Genomic DNA, 16,927 nt, shown 5'->3' with positions numbered 1-16,927 from the left:
GCGCTTTTCTTGTTGGATATATTCTGTGAACGGAGATACTATTTTTATAGAAAGACTGCAAAGTAAAAAGGAGGAGCGAAAAGATGCAGCGAAAAAATATGTGGAAAGAATACACAGAAATTCAGCAGAAAGAATTAGAAGAGCTGAGTGTCCGCTATAAAGAATGTCTAGATATCGGAAAGACAGAGCGTGAATGTGTAAAGCTTGGAAAGAAGATGGCAGATGCATGGGGATATAAGAATCTGGAAGATTGTATTTCTGAGGGAACCACTTTAAAAACCGGGGATAAGGTGTATGCAGACTGCATGGGGAAAGCGTTTGTAATGTTCCAGCTCGGTAAGAAACCGTTAGAAGAAGGTATGAATATTCTTGGAGCACACATTGATTCACCAAGAATAGATGTAAAGCAGAATCCATTATATGAAGACAGTGATATGGCATATCTGGATACGCATTACTATGGTGGGATCAAGAAATATCAGTGGGTTACAATTCCGCTTGCAATCCATGGAACGATTGCAAAAAAAGACGGAACAGTGCAGGACATTATTATTGGGGAAAAGGAAGATGATCCGGTACTTGTGATTTCAGATCTTCTGATCCATCTGTCACAGCAGCAGATTGAGAAAAAGGCGGGCGTGGTAGTCGAAGGGGAAGGATTGGATATCCTCGTTGCAACAAAGCCGCTTACAGGCAATGATGAGTTAGAAAAAGAAGAAAAAGAGCTGGTAAAGGCAGCCGTAGTACAGTTCTTAAAGGAGAATCTTGATATGGAAGAGGAAGATTTTCTCTCAGCAGAACTGGAGATCGTGCCGGCAGGAAAGGCAAGAGACTGCGGACTGGACAGAAGTATGGTGATCGGATATGGACAGGATGACAGGGTCTGTGCTTTTACTTCATTATTTGCAATGCTGGAAACAGAGAATCCGGAAAGAACAAGCTGTTGTATTCTGGTAGATAAAGAAGAGATCGGAAGCGTTGGGGCAACAGGTATGCATTCCAGATTCTTTGAAGATTATGTGGCAGAACTGATGGCACTTACCGAAGATGGCAATCCGTTAAAAGTCAGAAGAGCTCTGAGAAATTCTTATATGCTTTCTTCTGATGTAAGTGCAGCATTTGATCCATTGTATGCAGATGCATTTGAGAAAAAGAATACAGCATACTTTGGAAGAGGTCTGGTATTTAATAAATTTACCGGAAGCCGCGGAAAAAATAACAGTAACGATGCCAATGCGGAATATATCGCAAAAGTGCGTCAGGTATTAGACAATAACGAAGTCGGATTCCAGACAGCGGAGATGGGAAGAGTCGATCTTGGGGGCGGCGGAACCATTGCATATATCATGGCAAATTATGGCATGAATGTCATTGACAGCGGTGTTGCTGTACTTTCTATGCATGCACCGTATGAAGTGACAAGTAAGGCTGATATTTATGAAGCTTACAGAGGATATAAAGCATTCTTGAAAGATATAAAATAAGACAGACAAGGATATATGTACAAAATAAGGAAGAGAAAATAAAAGTACATAAAAAGTAAGGACTGAATTTAGAAAAAAGTGGGGAAAAGAATATGGAGACAAAAAAGGAAGGCTTTCCGGCAGCGTTCTGGGTATGTGCCTGTACAGAGATTTTTGAACGTCTGGCATATTATCTGGGACGTTCGCTGATTTTGATTTTTGTAACTGCTTCGGTTGCAACCGGAGGACTCGGACTTTCGGATACAGTGGCTGCCAATATGCAGTCAAATCTGACCGCATTTTCTTATCTGCTTCCACTGTTTGGGGCAGTGATCGTAGATAAGTATATCGGTGCGAGATATACGACACCGGTTGGTATGTTTATTGCTGCGGCAGGATATTTCACCGGAGGAATCGCAAAGAGTTCTGCCGGAGTATATGCGATGATCTTCCTGGTAAGCCTGGGACTTGCATTATTCAAAAACGGTGCGATCATCGGACGTGTTATCACGGACAAATCACAGATGGATCCGGCATTTTCGATGCGTTATACACTGGTAAATGTGGGTGCATTCATCGGAACATTCCTGGTGGGAATCCTGTATAAGGATGTATTTGCAAAAGATGGTGTGCTTGGATTTGCACCATGCTTTAAGATGGCAGCATTGATGATGGTTCTCGGAGGACTCTGGTATATCTTTGTGTGCTGGAGATTCTTAGGTGATCTTGGAAAGCTTCCATTCAAGAAGACTCTGACAGAAGAGGAAAAAGCAGCAGAGGCAAAGAAAAAAGAAGAGACAGGAACAAAGCAGCCGCTTACAACGATCGAGAAGAAACGTATCGGTGCAATCTTTGTAGCTTCGTTATTCTCCATCGTATTCTGGATATTCTGGTATCTGGGATATATGCCGGTATATTTCTACTGGGCAGAGAATATGGACTGGGTAGTAGCAGGTTATCAGGTACCGTCTACATGGTTTGATGCAGCCAACTCACTGTTCTGTGTTATCCTGGGACCTGTAACAGCGGAATTATGGAAGAAACTGGCGGCAAGACCGCAGGGGGATATGAGTCTGTTCAGAAAGACCGGACTTGGAATTGCAATCATCGGTGTCGGATATCTCTTCTACGCAGCAATTGATATCATGCGTGGTGGGGAAAAGGCAAGTGTGTTATGGCTGATCGTATTTGCCTTCCTTCTGACAATGGGAGAGATGTTCTTCTCACCACTGGGGCATTCATTTATCAGTAAATATTCACCGAGCCGTTATCTGGCTGTTATGATGTCAGTATGGGGATTTGCAACATTTATCGCAGCAAAGAGTTATGGTCCGGTATATGGACTGCTGTTTGGCGGAAAGATTGAATTCAAAGTAGCATGTATTGGAGTTGCGGTTGTATCGTTTGCAGCGGCACTGATCATGATAGCTCTGGACAAGAAATTATCGGCATTGGTGGACTAACCGCCGGGTGCTGGATAAAAACAATGATAATTGTATAGATATGCCTGAAACAGATTTAGGCATAGACACCCTTCAGAAAAAGATGTACTCCTCTTTGCACAAAAAAAGAGGAGTACATCTTTGTGCGGAAATATTGAATTAAGGAAGAATGAAATGAAGATAACAAAAAAAGAATTTATTATGATGCTGGGCGGCATGTTCTTAATGTCGGCAGCTGTATATTATGAAATGATGCCAAATAATCTGGTGCTTGGAAGTCTGTCAGGACTGGTTCTTGTTCTGGTAAAGATCATTCCGTTACCGGTATCGACAATTACATTTGTCTTAAATATGATACTGTTGGTCATAGGGTATATTTTTATCGGCAGGGAATTCGGTGTGAAGACCGTTCTTGCATCACTTATGCTTCCGATGTATCTGAGGATTTTTGAGATACTGACTCCGCATGTGGAATCCTTGTCCGGGAATATCGTGATCGATCTGGTATGCTTCATGATCGTGGTTGGCGCAGGACAGGCCGTCTTATTTAACATGAATGCATCCAGCGGGGGAATTGATATTGTTGCGAAGTTGATCAATAAGTATCTTGGATTTAAAATAGGACAGAGTATTACGATCATAGGTGTGCTCATATCGATGGCAGCGATCTTTGTATATGATCGGGAGACAATGGTAATAAGTCTTGTTGGTACGTTGATCTACGGTCAGGTATTAGACCGGTTCTGTGATGGATTCCATGTGCGTAAGAAAGTATCCATTCTTTCAAAGGAGCATGAAAAAATTCAGAATTATATTGTGAAGGAATTACGCAGAGGTGCGACGATTTATCCGGCATATGGAGGCCTGGATCATGCAGAGCATGTAGAAGTTGTAACGATATTAGAAAAGAATGAATATGGAAAATTATTATCTTTCATCCACCAAACAGATGAACATGCATTTGTGACAGTCAGTACCGTAAATGAAGTAGTCGGAGCCTGGAATACAGTGAAAAGCAGATAAAAATACATTCCCAGATAACTGAAACATCGACGAAAAAAGAGAGATTGGATTTTTACCGGGAATGTATTTTATCTATGTACTATTTAAGGATGACTGCTGCTCATATTATTTCTGCTTATATCCGTCAAGGAATGTTCCCATCCGGCGAATCGCATCACTTAAGATATCTGCCTGCGGAAGCATGACAATACGGAAATGATCCGGATCTTTCCAGTCGAATCCACTGCCCGGAACGAGCAGAATATTGGTGGCATCCAGCAGATCATGAGCAAATTGCTTGTCATTGGTGATGTTGAATTTCTTCACGTCCAGTTTCGGGAAGACATAGAATGCAGCGTCATTTTTTACAAATGACAGACCGTCGATCTTCTCAAGTTCACGAACGGTTGCTTCACGCTGCTCATAGATTCTGCCGCCCGGCCGGACCATAGAAGCAGGTGTCTCCATATCATCAAGAGCTGCAGGGATGACGATCTGTGCCATGGTATTGGCGCACAGACGCAGAGATGTTAACTGGATGATGCCCTGTCTGTAATCTTCGGTCAGTTCTCTTGGACCGCTGATGACCATCCATCCGCAGCGGTATCCGCACAGACAGTGTGATTTGGACAGACCGTTTAATGTAATGACCGGAACATCCTCTGTCAGTGAAGCAAGAGAGATGTGCTGTTTGCCATCCATAACGAGGCGGTCATAGATCTCATCTGCAAAGATCAGAAGTCCGGATTCTCTTGCAATCTGGATGATCTCAAGAAGGAGTTCCTTTGGATAGAGTACACCGGTCGGGTTATTCGGATTGATGATAACGATTGCTTTAGTTTTATCTGTGATCTTAGACCTGATATCCTTGATATCAGGATACCAGTTGGCTTTTTCATCACAGGTATAGAAGACCGGTTTTCCACCTTCAAGATATATGGAATTTCCCCAGAGGGAGTAGCTTGGAGAAGGAACTAGGACCTCATCTCCATCATTTAACAAAGGTGTTAAGGCGAAAGATACCACTTCGCTGACACCGTTACCGATGAATACATCATCTGATGTGATACCTTTGATACCTTTACTGGTCTCATAATCACAGATTGCCTGTCTTGCCTGAGGCATTCCTTTGAAGTCACAGTAGCCGACACCGTCCTGCATGTGTTCCATCAGAGCGTTTTTGATGCTGTCAGGCAGACAAAAGCCAAAGGTTGCAGGATTCCCGGTATTTAATTTTAAGATATCGATCCCCTGTTTCTGGCGTTTCATAGCTTCTACGAATAATGGACCACGGATATCAGAGTGTACTGGTTTCATGCGCCCGGCGCGTACGATTGGTTTCATAATTTTATTCCCCGCTTTATTATTTTATCTTTATTCCAATAAACCCCAAATTCATATTGGAATAATTGTTTCATTAATATAATGATACGTCCGTGTGGACAGAGAATCCAATACTTATAGTGTTATAACAATTATAAGAGTCTGACTATAGCTGTCATGTGAAAAGAGGAAACAGATGATAGCAGGATATGGGAGGTTACGTGTATGTTTGTATGGAAAAAATATGTTTATGAAGTGTATAAAGAAAGAAGTTTTACCAAAGCGGCACAGAATCTGTACATCAGTCAGCCGTCTTTGAGTGCAAGGATCAAAAAGATTGAAGAGATTATCGGGGAACCGTTATTTGACAGAAGTACAACACCGCTTCAGCTTACAGAGGTCGGAAAAGTATATATTGAGGCAGCGGAGGAGATCACCCAGATCGAACAACGGGTAGAGAATTACATCAATGACCTGGCGGGTCTGAAGACGGGGAATCTTGCAGTAGGAGCAAGTACGCTGTTTGCCGCATATGTGGTACCGTCTCTGATCACCCAATTTAATCAGAAATTTCCGGATGTACATATTCAGCTGATAGAGGGGAATACAGCCGAACTGGAAGAAATGCTGGGCAGTAATGCGCTGGATTTTGTCATTGATAATTATCACTATGACAGTATTCTATATAATAAAGAATTATATTGCGAAGAAAATATATTACTTGCGGTTCCAAAACATTTTGCCGTAAATGAAGAACTGGGAATGTATCAGCTTTCTTATAAGAATATCAAAAATAAAAATTATCTGAACCAGAAATATCCGGCAGTTCCGTTAGGGAGATTTGCGGATCTTCCGTTTATTATGCTGACACAGGGAAATGATACCAGAACCAGAGGAGACAGGCTGTGCCGAAACGTCGGATTTAAGCCCAATATCGTGTTGGAATTCAATCAGCAGTCGACAGCATATATGGCCTCGTCTACGCAGCTTGGAGCAACATTCATCAGTGATATCCTGGTAAGCCAGCTCCCGGCATTTGAAAACCTGGTGTATTATAAATTAGACGGAGAAGAAGCGAAGAGAAAAGTCTTCTTTTACTACAAAACACACAAGTACAAAACACGTGTGATGGAGGAATTTATCAGAATGATGCATGAACAAATCTGAAAAAAATGATAATATGTAAAAATTAATTAAAATGTAACATAATTTCAGAGAATAGTAAAAAAATTATGCTATAATCATAATATATACATTAGGATAAATCGATTATCGGAAAGTAAATTTCCTGCAAGATAATAAAAAGGGGGCTTTTGATATGACAGAGAATTTGATTAAAGATGTAAAGAAAATCCAACAGGCACTTATTAATAAAGAATCTGTCGGGGACGAGTTTGAAGAGAAGATGGAGGCCGTACATAAATTAGAAGAAGTTGCAGATTATCTGAAGGATGCACTTGGAAGAGGCATAGAGTTCTAGGATGGATATAAAAGCTTTTATATTTGACATGGATGGTCTGTTGTTCGATTCTGAGCGTATTGTACAGCGCTCATGGGAGATTGCAGGTGATGAATTGGGAATCCCGCATATGGGGGACGTCATCTATCACACACTCGGAATGAACCGCGCAGGCCGGAATGAATATTTCAGAAAATATATCCGGGAAGACTTTCCGTTTGAAGAATTTGGAAAACTGACACGGGATAACTTCTGGAAAATTGTGGATAAAGAAGGTCTTCCGCTGAAAAAAGGTGCAAAAGAACTGCTGGCTTATGGAAAATCGCAAGGACATAAGATGGCAGTAGCGACATCTTCCAGCAGAGAGTATGCCATGGGGAATCTGATCCGGGCCGGAATAGATTCGTATTTTGACAGTGTGGTCTGTGGAGATATGGTGAAGAAAGCGAAGCCGGATCCGGAGATTTATCAGAAAGCATGTGAAAGTCTGGGAATACAGCCGGAATATTGTATGGCGTTTGAAGATGCGCCAGGAGGAATCCTGTCGGCACATCAGGCGGGCATGCAGGTGATCATGGTGCCGGATCTTGTGCAGCCGACACAGGAGATACGGGAACTTACGTATCGGGTCTGTGATTCGTTAGCGGATGTAATAGGAATATTAAATTGAGCCATTGGGATGGAGAAAAAAGAGTGGTATCTGTCCCGGTGGCTTGTTTTATATCGTTGTGCCTTGGAAAAAAGTTTTTCAGAAGCAACATATTTATTCTTTACAGAATAGCAAAAAAGGACTAAGATACTTTTGTAAAATAATTTATAAAAGAGGTCTGATATGGCAGGGCGAAATGAAAAAAAGAATATTACAAAATCTAAAATTGTAAACTATATCATCAATAATAAAATTACATCAAAGGCAGAACTGGCGCAGAATCTGAGCTTAAGTATGCCGACGGTGCTTTCTAATGTAAACGAACTGATCGACCGGAATATGGTCATCGAGATAGGAGAATATGAATCTACCGGCGGTCGTAAAGCAAAACGGATAGGGATTAATCCGGCATATAAATATGCAGTCGGTGTAGTGATCACAGCAAATCATCTGGGAATCGTATTGCTGAACATGCAGTATGAAATAGAAAAAACAATCCGGATGCGGTTAAAATTTTCAACAGAAACATCTTATTGCTTAAAAGTAGCTGAAATGGTGGAGGACTTCCTGAAAGATGTAGAAGACCGGGAAAAGATATTAGGAATCGGAATTTCGATTCCCGGTATTATTGATCAGGCGAATAGAATGGTTGTGAAATCTCATGCACTGCAATTGGAGAATTTCAGTCTGAGCTTTCTGGAACAGGTATTTTCTTATCCGGTGTATTTTGCAAATGATGCAAATGCTGCGATGATGGCAGAAGATATGCATGAATATCAGGATGCTGTGTATCTTTCGCTCAACAATACATTAGGCGGCGCATTCTGTATTAATGGAAAACTGGTGGCTGGTCAGAATCAGAAAGCAGGAGAATTCGGACATATGATTCTGGTGCCGGGAGGAAAGAAATGTTATTGCGGAAAAGCCGGGTGTGCAGATGCCTATTGCGCAGCCAGTGCATTGACTGATGAAGAGCAGGAAATGACGTTGGAACAATTTATGGAAAAAGTGGAGCAGAAAAATACAAAGACTGTGGAAAAATGGAATCAGTATCTGGATAATCTGGCTATTTTGATTTCCAATCTGCGAATGGCGTATGACACAGATATCATACTTGGAGGAGAAGTCGGGGGGTATTTATCAGAGTATATGATACCACTGGGGGAAAAAGTGATGGCATATAATGGTTTTGAACATGATGTACGTTACTTAAAAAATTGCTCCTATAAAAGAGAGGCATCAGCTGTCGGAGCGGCAAAACATTTCCTCTCTGAATATATACAGCATTTATAAATTTGATATGTTGTAGGAAAAAGAATAAGAATGAAAAACTGAGGTGAAATTCAAGGCTCGTAATGATTACGGACTTTGAATATTTACCTCTTTTTTTATTGTCAGATGTTCGGAAGAAGCTGCAATTGGCAGGTTTTATAGATATCTAAGTATGCAAGAGAAGTTGCCAGTGGCAAATTCTATGCATATCCAGTTGGTAAATATGCATAAAAAAGTTGATCAAACTTGTGCAACAAGTAGAAATAGGCATTCATATATTGACAAAATAGAGTGGTTGTACAATAATGTAATTACTTTAATAAAACATTTAATAAAAGATAAAACAAAAGAATGAAGGAGGAAAACAATATGTTACAGCAGGTAATGACAAAACCAGGAGAGATTATTTTCAGAGAGGTACCAGTTCCGGAGGTAAAAGATGATCAGGTATTGGTAAAGATTATGAATATCGGCATTTGTGGTTCTGATATTCATGTATATCACGGTAAGCATCCATTTACGTCATATCCGGTAACACAGGGACATGAAGTATCCGGTGAAGTTGTAAAACTTGGGAAAGATGTGACAGTATTTCACGAAGGTCAGAAAGTAACAATTGAGCCACAGGTTTATTGCGGAGAATGTTATCCATGCAGACACGGAAAATACAATTTGTGTGAAGAATTAAAAGTTATGGGATTCCAGACAACCGGAACAGCATCAGAATATTTTGCAGTAGATGCATCGAAAGTAACACCAATTCCGGAAGAAATGTCATATGAAGAAGGTGCAATGATCGAGCCACTGGCTGTTGCAGTTCACGGAGTAAAGCAGGTTGGTGATGTGAAAGGAATGAACATTGCCGTGCTTGGTGCCGGTCCGATTGGTAATCTTGTGGCACAGGCAGCAAAGGGAATGGGAGCAGCAAAAGTTATGATCACGGATGTCAGTGATCTCCGTCTGGATAAGGCGAAAGAATGTGGCATTGATGTCTGTGTGAATACAAAAGAAAAAGATTTCGGTGAAGCAATGTTGGAAACATTCGGACCAGACAAAGCCGATGTGATTTATGATTGTGCAGGAAATAACATCACAATGGGACAGGCAATCAAGTATGCAAGAAAAGGAAGCATTATTGTATTGGTTGCAGTGTTTGCAGGAATGGCAGAGATTGATCTTGCAGTGGCTAATGATCATGAACTGGATATCAAGAGCACAATGATGTACCGGCACGATGACTATGTTGACGGAATCAGACTTGTAAATGAAGAAAAGGTTCATTTAAGACCACTGATCTCAAAAACATTTGCATTCCAGGAGTATCTGAAAGCTTATCAGTATATCGATGATAACCGGGAAACAACGATGAAAGTAATCATTAATGTACAGGAATAAAGATTAGATCAGGAGAGAACAGAAGTTTTGTCAGAAACGCTGATAAGGAGGAGCCATGGGAAACGAGGGTAAGAATGGAAAAGTGCCATTGATCAGTAAAATTGCATATGGATTTGGTGATGTCGGATGCAATTTCAGTTGGATGTTTGTAAGTAATTTTTTAATGATATTTTATACAGATGTGTTTGGAATCAGTATGGCGGCTGTTTCAGCATTGATGTTATTTTCAAGATTCTGGGATGCGATTAATGATCCGATTGTCGGAGGGTTGACGGATAAGACAAAAACAAGATGGGGACGTTACCGTCCATGGCTGCTTGTTGCAGCACCCATTACGGCAGTGCTTTTAATGTTGACATTCTGGGCACATCCGGACTGGCCAGATACGGCAAAGGTTATCTATATGATTATTACATATTGCCTGCTTGTACTGGGATACACATGTGTAAATATTCCGTATGGAACACTTTGCGGTGCGATGACACAGGACATTGATGAACGGGCAAAAATTAACACTTCGCGTTCGGTTGCGGCTATGATTGCAATCGGGATTATCAACATTATTACAGTACCTTTGATTGGAAAGCTGGGAAGCCAGAGTGCGAAGAACGGATATTTATTTGTAGCAATTATCTATGGATGTATATTTGCGGCATGCCATTTCTTCTGCTTTGCGAAGACGAAGGAGCAGGTGACAATTCCGGAAAAGGAAAAAATATCAATTAAAGTACAGTTAAAAGCCGTGATGCAGAACAGACCGTATATACTTGCATTAATCGGACAGGTTTTATTTGGATTTACATTATATGGAAGAAATGCTGACATTTTATATTATTTTACATATGTAGAAGGAAATGCATCTTATTATACTACTTATTCTATGTGCATTATTATTCCATCCATTATCGGTGCCGCATGTTTTCAACCGGTATTCCGAAAACTTAACAATAAAGGAAGGACAGCTTCGATATTTGCCTTTTTAACAGGTATTTCAATGCTGGCAATGTATTTCTTTAATGTAAAAGATTCAGCAGTTGTATTCTATATTTTGGCAGGTGTTACACAGTTCTTTTTTTCAGGATTTAATACAGCAATCTATGCGATCATTCCGGACTGTGTGGAATACGGAGAATGGAAAACCGGACTTCGGAATGATGGATTTCAATATGCATTCGTTTCTCTTGGAAATAAGATTGGAATGGCGATCGGTACAGCGATGCTTGCGGCATTACTTGGAAAATATGGATACGTGGCAAATCAGGCACAAAATGATACGGTTATCAGTATTATGAAATATGCATTTACAACCATTCCGGGGATTCTGTGGATTGTAACAGCTATTGTATTATTTTTCTACCGGTTAAATAAAAAACGGTATAATGAAATTGTGGAGGATCTGAAGAATGGAAAAAGAGGTTGATATTGTTGCGTTAGGCGAACTGCTGATTGATTTTACAGAAGCCGGGGATAGAACGTGGCCGTGAAGAAGGAAGATTAATGAGTAGAGCATGCGAAAACGTAACTGAATAAAAATATAGAAGCGCCTTCTGTGCATATGAGTTACTCCATGATTGAATCAGCACAGAAAGCGCTTCTATATTTTTATTCAGGACCGGGAAAGTCAGTTCCTATTGCGTTAAACCGCTTCCCATCTCCCAGAAGCCCCGCAAGGCAGCACCAGTCCGGAATGCGTAACAGGAAGTCCGATCTCCTGTGAATCCACATGTCCGTTCCATTTCTTGAGCTCCGTTCCAAGCATATAAGTCAGAACGGCCGGTGCAAGACCTGTTGTATAGGAGTTGACCAGAAAGAATAATGGGTCATCCGACAGAATCTGTGTACATAACTTGATCAGCGGATGAATTGCATCCTCGATCTTCCAGATCTCACCTTTAGGTCCACGTCCGTATGACGGAGGGTCCATGATGATGGCATCATAGTGATTGCCACGGCGGATCTCACGCTCTACGAATTTTACACAGTCATCGACCAGCCAGCGGATCGGTCTGTCAGATAATCCGGAAGAGGCTGCATTTTCCTTTGCCCATGCAACCATTCCTTTAGAAGCATCTACATGTGTAACACTTGCTCCGGCAGCAGCGGCTGCGAGAGTAGCACCACCTGTGTAAGCAAAGAGATTCAGTACTTTGATCGGTCTTCCTGCATTTCTGATCTTCTCAGAGAACCAGTCCCAGTTCGTTGCCTGTTCCGGGAAAAGTCCGGTGTGCTTGAAGCTGAAAGGCTTCAGATTAAATGTCAGTTCTTTATAATGAATCTGCCACTGTTCCGGGAGACTGAAGAATTCCCATTCCCCGCCGCCTTTCTTGCTGCGGTGATAATGGCCGTTCATATGTTTCCATCCACGCTCGGTTTTCGGGGTATCCCAGATAACCTGCGGGTCAGGACGGACCAGAGTGTACTGTCCCCAGCGCTCTAATTTCTCACCTTTACTACAATCTATTACTTCATAATCTTTCCATTGATCTGCAATCCACATAGAATTATATCCTCTTTCTTCTCAAATAATAAGTTTTCATATGTTTGTATTCATTGTGTTCGAATCTGTAGAACATATTACTGTCAGCTTTTTGTATAAAGGTTAATATCGAATATATTTTTTGAAAAAGCTGATCAGGAAAAGTCCTGCAGAGGAATTATAGCATGAAAAATTAAGAAATTCAATTTTACATTTCCATACATTTCCTACATACACTTTACACACATTTAACAATTCGCAGATTTTGGATTTAACATACGTCTTATAAGATAGCTATTGTCGAAAGCGACAAAGAAAAAAATCAGAATAAAAAAAGATGAGAATCTAAGGAGAGTATGATTATGAAAATGAAAAAGTTTATCGCAGTTTTATCCGTAGCAACAATGGCAGCAGGACTTGCAGTTGGATGTGGAAGTTCAGATAGTGGTTCTTCTGATGATAAGAGCAGCAAAGGTGACTGGGATTCTTCCAATGATATAACAATCGTTTCCAGAGAAGATGGCTCAGGAACAAGAGGAGCGTTCATCGAACTTTTCGGAATTGAAGAAAAGAAAGACGGCGAAAAAGTAGACATGACAACAGATGATGCACAGATCACAAACAGCACATCCGTAATGCTTACAACAGTAGCCGGAGATGATTACGCAATCGGTTATGTATCACTCGGATCTTTAAATGATACTGTAAAAGCTTTAAAGATCGATGGTGAAGAAGCAACAGAGCAGAACATCAAAGATGGAAAATACAAGATCTGCAGACCATTCAACATTGCAACAAAGAAAGGTGCAGACAATGAACTGGCAAAAGACTTCATCTCATATATCATGAGTAAAGAAGGACAGCAGGTAATCTCAGATAACGGATATATCGGAGATGATTCAGCAGAAGCTTATGCAGGAACAAAACCATCCGGAAAAGTTGTAGTCGGTGGATCTTCTTCTGTATCACCGGTTATGGAAAAACTGATCGAGGCTTATAAGAAAGTCAACACAGGAGCAGAGATCGAACTTCAGACAACAGACTCTACAACAGGTATGACATCAGCAATCGATGGAAGTTATGATATCGGAATGGCTTCTCGTGAATTACAGGATGATGAGAAAGACAAACTTGACAGTCAGGCAATCGCAACAGACGGTATCGCAGTTATTGTGAATAAAAACAACACAACAGATGAGCTGAGCAGCGATCAGGTAAAAGACATTTACACAGGCAATGCAGTTGCCTGGGATGAGGTAGTAAAATAATATGAAATCAAAAGCATGGACGGAAAAATTCATGCAGGTAATATTTGCAGTTGCCGCCTGCGCTTCGGTGCTGGCGGTTGCTCTCATTTGTATATTCTTATTTGCAAATGGTATTCCTGCAATGAGTAAGATTGGATTTGGAAAATTCTTAACCGGCGAGTTGTGGAGACCGAAAAATGATATTTACGGAATCTTTCCAATGATCGTCGGAAGTTTATATGTGACAGCAGGTGCAATCATCATTGGTGTACCGATAGGAATCCTGACAGCTGTATTTATGGCTTTCTATTGTCCGAAAGCAATCTACAGACCTTTGAAAATGGCTACGGAACTTCTGGCGGGAATTCCGTCCGTTGTATATGGATTCTTCGGACTGGTCGTTCTGGTACCGTGGGTAAGAGAAATCGGACGAAGTCTTCACCGGGGCGGCAACGGAAGCAGTATGATCACTGCATCCATTCTGCTTGGAATGATGATCCTGCCAACGATCATCGGTCTGACAGAATCAGCACTCAGAGCAGTTCCGACACAGTATTACGAAGGTGCTGTGGCACTTGGCGGAACACATGAAAGAGCAATCTTTACAGTTGTACTTCCGGCAGCAAAATCTGGTGTGGTCGCAGCAATCGTTCTTGGAATCGGACGTGCGATCGGAGAGACCATGGCTGTGATCATGGTAGCAGGTAACCAGCCGAGAATGCCGCGTGGAATCTTCCAGGGAGTCAGAACGCTGACAGCCAATATCGTAATCGAGATGGGATATGCATCGGGACTTCACAGAGAGGCACTGATCGCAACAGGTGTGGTACTTTTCGTATTCATCCTGCTTTTGAACTTCTGTGTGGCACTTTTGAACAGGGGGAAGAATCATGAATAATAATGAAATGACTTTGAAAGACAAATTAAAAGCCTATACGAGAACACCGGGTTCTCTGATCGTGATGCTTCTGGTCATGCTTTCAGCGATCCTTACATTTGCAGTACTGATATTCCTGATCGTGTACGTAGTTGTCCACGGAGTGCCGTATCTGAAGCCGTCGATCTTTTCGCTTCATTATACATCAGAGAATGCATCCCTGATGCCGGCGCTTATTAATACCGTGATTATGACATTTTTATCACTTTTGATCGCTGTTCCATTTGGTATCTTCTCAGCAATCTTCCTTGTGGAATATGCAAAGAGAGGAAACAAATTCGTAGAAGTCATCAGACTTACGACAGAGACATTGCAGGGAATTCCATCCATTGTATATGGACTTTTCGGAATGTTATTCTTCGTAACAACCTGCGGGTGGGGGTTTTCCATATTAGCAGGTGCATTTACCCTTGCGATCATGGTACTTCCGTTGATCATGCGAAGTACAGAAGAAGCATTGAAAGCCGTACCGGATTCATACAGAGAAGGAAGCTTTGGACTTGGTGCAGGAAAACTCCGTACCGTATTCCGCATCGTACTTCCGTCAGCGGTACCGGGAATCCTGGCAGGTGTGATCCTGGCGATCGGACGAATCGTCGGAGAGACAGCAGCGCTGATCTATACAGCGGGAACCGTTGCAAAGGTACCAAGTAGTGTATTCGGCTCCGGACGTACTCTTGCGGTTCATATGTACAACTTATCCAGTGAAGGACTTTATATGAATCAGGCATATGCAACAGCAGTTGTGCTTCTGGTACTGGTTGTACTGATCAATACTATATCAGGTATGATTGCAAAACGAATCACGAAATCGTAAAGAAAAGAATAGATGAGGAACAGGAAGGAATCTTAAATGAGTAAAATAAGTATTAAGAATATGGATCTGCACTATGGTGATTTCCATGCTCTGAAAAATGTGAATCTTGAGATAGAAGCGAATAAGATCACAGCATTTATCGGACCATCCGGATGTGGTAAATCTACATTGTTAAAATCCATCAACCGGATGAATGATCTGGTAGAAGGCTGCAGGATCGACGGACAGATTCTTCTGGACGGTCAGGACATTTTCCATGATATTGATGTGAATCTGCTTAGAAAAAGAGTCGGAATGGTATTCCAGAAACCGAATCCATTCCCGATGAGCATCTATGACAATGTTGCATACGGACCAAGAACACACGGAATCCGTTCGAAAGCAAAGCTGGATGATCTGGTAGAAAAATCCTTAAGAGATGCAGCCATCTGGAATGAATGTAAAGACAGATTAAAGACAAGCGCGCTTGGAATGTCAGGCGGACAGCAGCAGAGACTCTGTATCGCAAGAGCATTGGCTGTACAGCCGGAAGTTCTTCTGATGGATGAGCCGACAAGCGCACTTGATCCAATCTCTACATCGAAGATTGAAGACCTTGCGATGGAGCTGAAAAAAGATTATACTATCGTTATGGTAACACATAATATGCAGCAGGCTGTACGTGTATCAGATAACACAGCATTCTTCCTGTTGGGAGAAGTGATCGAGTATAATGAGACAGAAAAATTATTCTCCATTCCGGCGGATAAAAGAACAGAAGATTATATTACAGGGAGGTTTGGTTAAGATATGCGTAATCGATTTGATCAACAGTTGGAGTTACTTAATAAACAGCTTATTCACATGGGTGAGTTGTGTGAAGAGGCGATTGGAAAAGCAACGACTGCATTAAAAGAAGGAAGCATGGAACAGGCAGAGAAGGTAAGAATTGCAGATGAAGAGATCGATCAGGCGGAGACTGATATTGAAAGACTTTGCTTAAGACTTCTTCTTCAGCAGCAGCCGGTAGCAAGAGATTTGAGACAGATATCCGCAGCACTTAAGATGATTACCGATATGGAGCGCATCGGAGATCAGGCATCAGATATTGCAGAGATTATTATCACTGAAGACAAATCAGAAGCGCAGGATATTCCGATGATCATCAAGATGTCAGAGGCGGCCAGTAAAATGGTCCGTGACAGTGTCAATGCTTACGTAGAGAAAGATCTGGATCTGGCAAGAAAAGTAATGGAAAATGATGATGTGGTAGATGAACTTTTTGAGGAAGTGAAGACGACATTGATTAATTTCATTGCTGAAAATAAAGGTCTGCAAGGTGTGGAAGCAATCGATCTGATTATGGTTGCCAAATATCTGGAGCGTATTGCAGACCATGCAACGAATATCGCAGAGTGGGTGGAATTCTCAATTACAGGAATCCACAAATCATCTGTAGTATAAAG

At 41.4% G+C, this 16,927-nt stretch carries 16 protein-coding genes; 14 read left to right on the top strand and 2 right to left on the bottom strand.

From position 1 onward, the window contains the following. The first annotated feature begins 83 nt into the window (after window positions 1-83). The 3 genes from NQ508_RS11050 to NQ508_RS11040 all read left to right on the top strand — a co-directional run bounded on the left by NQ508_RS11050 (window position 84) and on the right by NQ508_RS11040 (window position 3,928). The gene (locus NQ508_RS11050) at window positions 84-1,484 is read left to right on the top strand and encodes an aminopeptidase (protein WP_006428399.1); all 1,401 of its coding nucleotides are present in this window, start codon (window positions 84-86) and stop codon (window positions 1,482-1,484) included. Between the two features lie 92 nt (window positions 1,485-1,576). Then, complete coding sequence (locus tag NQ508_RS11045; protein ID WP_006428400.1) at window positions 1,577-2,926, top strand: peptide MFS transporter; 1,350 nt, start codon at window positions 1,577-1,579, stop codon at window positions 2,924-2,926. A 153-nt stretch (window positions 2,927-3,079) separates the two neighbouring features. Continuing rightward, window positions 3,080-3,928 (top strand): YitT family protein, encoded by an 849-nt coding sequence (locus NQ508_RS11040; protein ID WP_006428401.1) that lies wholly within the window; start codon window positions 3,080-3,082, stop codon window positions 3,926-3,928. A 105-nt stretch (window positions 3,929-4,033) separates the two neighbouring features. Here NQ508_RS11040 and NQ508_RS11035 read toward each other — a convergent pair whose 3' ends face one another. Continuing rightward, on the bottom strand, window positions 4,034-5,251 hold the full coding sequence (locus NQ508_RS11035) for an aminotransferase class I/II-fold pyridoxal phosphate-dependent enzyme (protein WP_006428402.1): 1,218 nt from the start codon (window positions 5,249-5,251) through the stop codon (window positions 4,034-4,036). A 204-nt stretch (window positions 5,252-5,455) separates the two neighbouring features. On the opposite strand from NQ508_RS11035, the gene NQ508_RS11030 reads away from it, so the two are divergent. From NQ508_RS11030 to NQ508_RS11005, 6 genes are all read left to right on the top strand, one after another. After that, window positions 5,456-6,397 (top strand): LysR family transcriptional regulator, encoded by a 942-nt coding sequence (locus NQ508_RS11030; protein WP_006428403.1) that lies wholly within the window; start codon window positions 5,456-5,458, stop codon window positions 6,395-6,397. Between the two features lie 151 nt (window positions 6,398-6,548). Further along, entirely contained in the window at window positions 6,549-6,710 is a 162-nt protein-coding gene (locus tag NQ508_RS11025; RefSeq protein WP_006428404.1) for a hypothetical protein, read from the top strand. A gap of 1 nt (window position 6,711) precedes the next feature. Continuing rightward, window positions 6,712-7,359, top strand: a complete 648-nt coding sequence (locus NQ508_RS11020; RefSeq protein ID WP_006428405.1) for an HAD family hydrolase — start codon at window positions 6,712-6,714, stop codon at window positions 7,357-7,359. Between the two features lie 162 nt (window positions 7,360-7,521). Next, complete coding sequence (locus tag NQ508_RS11015) at window positions 7,522-8,631, top strand: ROK family transcriptional regulator (RefSeq protein ID WP_006428406.1); 1,110 nt, start codon at window positions 7,522-7,524, stop codon at window positions 8,629-8,631. Window positions 8,632-8,979: 348 nt separating this feature from the next. Continuing rightward, on the top strand, window positions 8,980-10,005 hold the full coding sequence (locus NQ508_RS11010; RefSeq protein WP_022416385.1) for a zinc-dependent alcohol dehydrogenase: 1,026 nt from the start codon (window positions 8,980-8,982) through the stop codon (window positions 10,003-10,005). 55 nt (window positions 10,006-10,060) lie between these two features. Beyond that, entirely contained in the window at window positions 10,061-11,425 is a 1,365-nt protein-coding gene (locus NQ508_RS11005) for an MFS transporter (RefSeq protein WP_006428409.1), read from the top strand. A 216-nt stretch (window positions 11,426-11,641) separates the two neighbouring features. On the opposite strand, the gene NQ508_RS11000 is transcribed toward NQ508_RS11005, so the two are convergent. Beyond that, window positions 11,642-12,502, bottom strand: coding sequence for a class I SAM-dependent methyltransferase (locus NQ508_RS11000; protein WP_006428410.1), 861 nt, complete (start codon window positions 12,500-12,502; stop codon window positions 11,642-11,644). Window positions 12,503-12,843: 341 nt separating this feature from the next. Between NQ508_RS11000 and NQ508_RS10995 the strand changes: the two genes are divergently transcribed. From NQ508_RS10995 to phoU, 5 genes are read left to right on the top strand one after another with little or no spacing between them, the layout of a single operon-like run. Continuing rightward, window positions 12,844-13,749 (top strand): substrate-binding domain-containing protein, encoded by a 906-nt coding sequence (locus NQ508_RS10995; RefSeq protein ID WP_044920376.1) that lies wholly within the window; start codon window positions 12,844-12,846, stop codon window positions 13,747-13,749. Window position 13,750: 1 nt separating this feature from the next. Next, window positions 13,751-14,626: a phosphate ABC transporter permease subunit PstC gene (gene pstC, locus NQ508_RS10990; protein ID WP_006428412.1), complete on the top strand. Its 876-nt coding sequence runs from the start codon at window positions 13,751-13,753 to the stop codon at window positions 14,624-14,626. After that, window positions 14,619-15,482: a phosphate ABC transporter permease PstA gene (pstA, locus tag NQ508_RS10985; protein WP_006428413.1), complete on the top strand. Its 864-nt coding sequence runs from the start codon at window positions 14,619-14,621 to the stop codon at window positions 15,480-15,482. Before pstC ends, pstA begins: the two co-directional genes overlap by 8 nt. 36 nt (window positions 15,483-15,518) lie before the next feature. Further along, window positions 15,519-16,268 carry a phosphate ABC transporter ATP-binding protein PstB gene (pstB, locus tag NQ508_RS10980; protein ID WP_006428414.1) on the top strand — a complete coding sequence of 250 codons (750 nt, stop codon included), beginning with the start codon at window positions 15,519-15,521 and terminating at the stop codon, window positions 16,266-16,268. A 3-nt stretch (window positions 16,269-16,271) separates the two neighbouring features. Continuing rightward, the gene (gene phoU / locus NQ508_RS10975) at window positions 16,272-16,925 is read left to right on the top strand and encodes a phosphate signaling complex protein PhoU (protein WP_006428415.1); all 654 of its coding nucleotides are present in this window, start codon (window positions 16,272-16,274) and stop codon (window positions 16,923-16,925) included. The last annotated feature ends 2 nt before the right edge of the window (window positions 16,926-16,927 follow it).

The sequence above is a fragment of the Dorea longicatena genome (assembly GCF_025150085.1).
Lineage (GTDB): Bacteria > Bacillota > Clostridia > Lachnospirales > Lachnospiraceae > Dorea_A > Dorea_A longicatena.
This window is presented reverse-complemented; position numbering and strand designations above follow the sequence as displayed.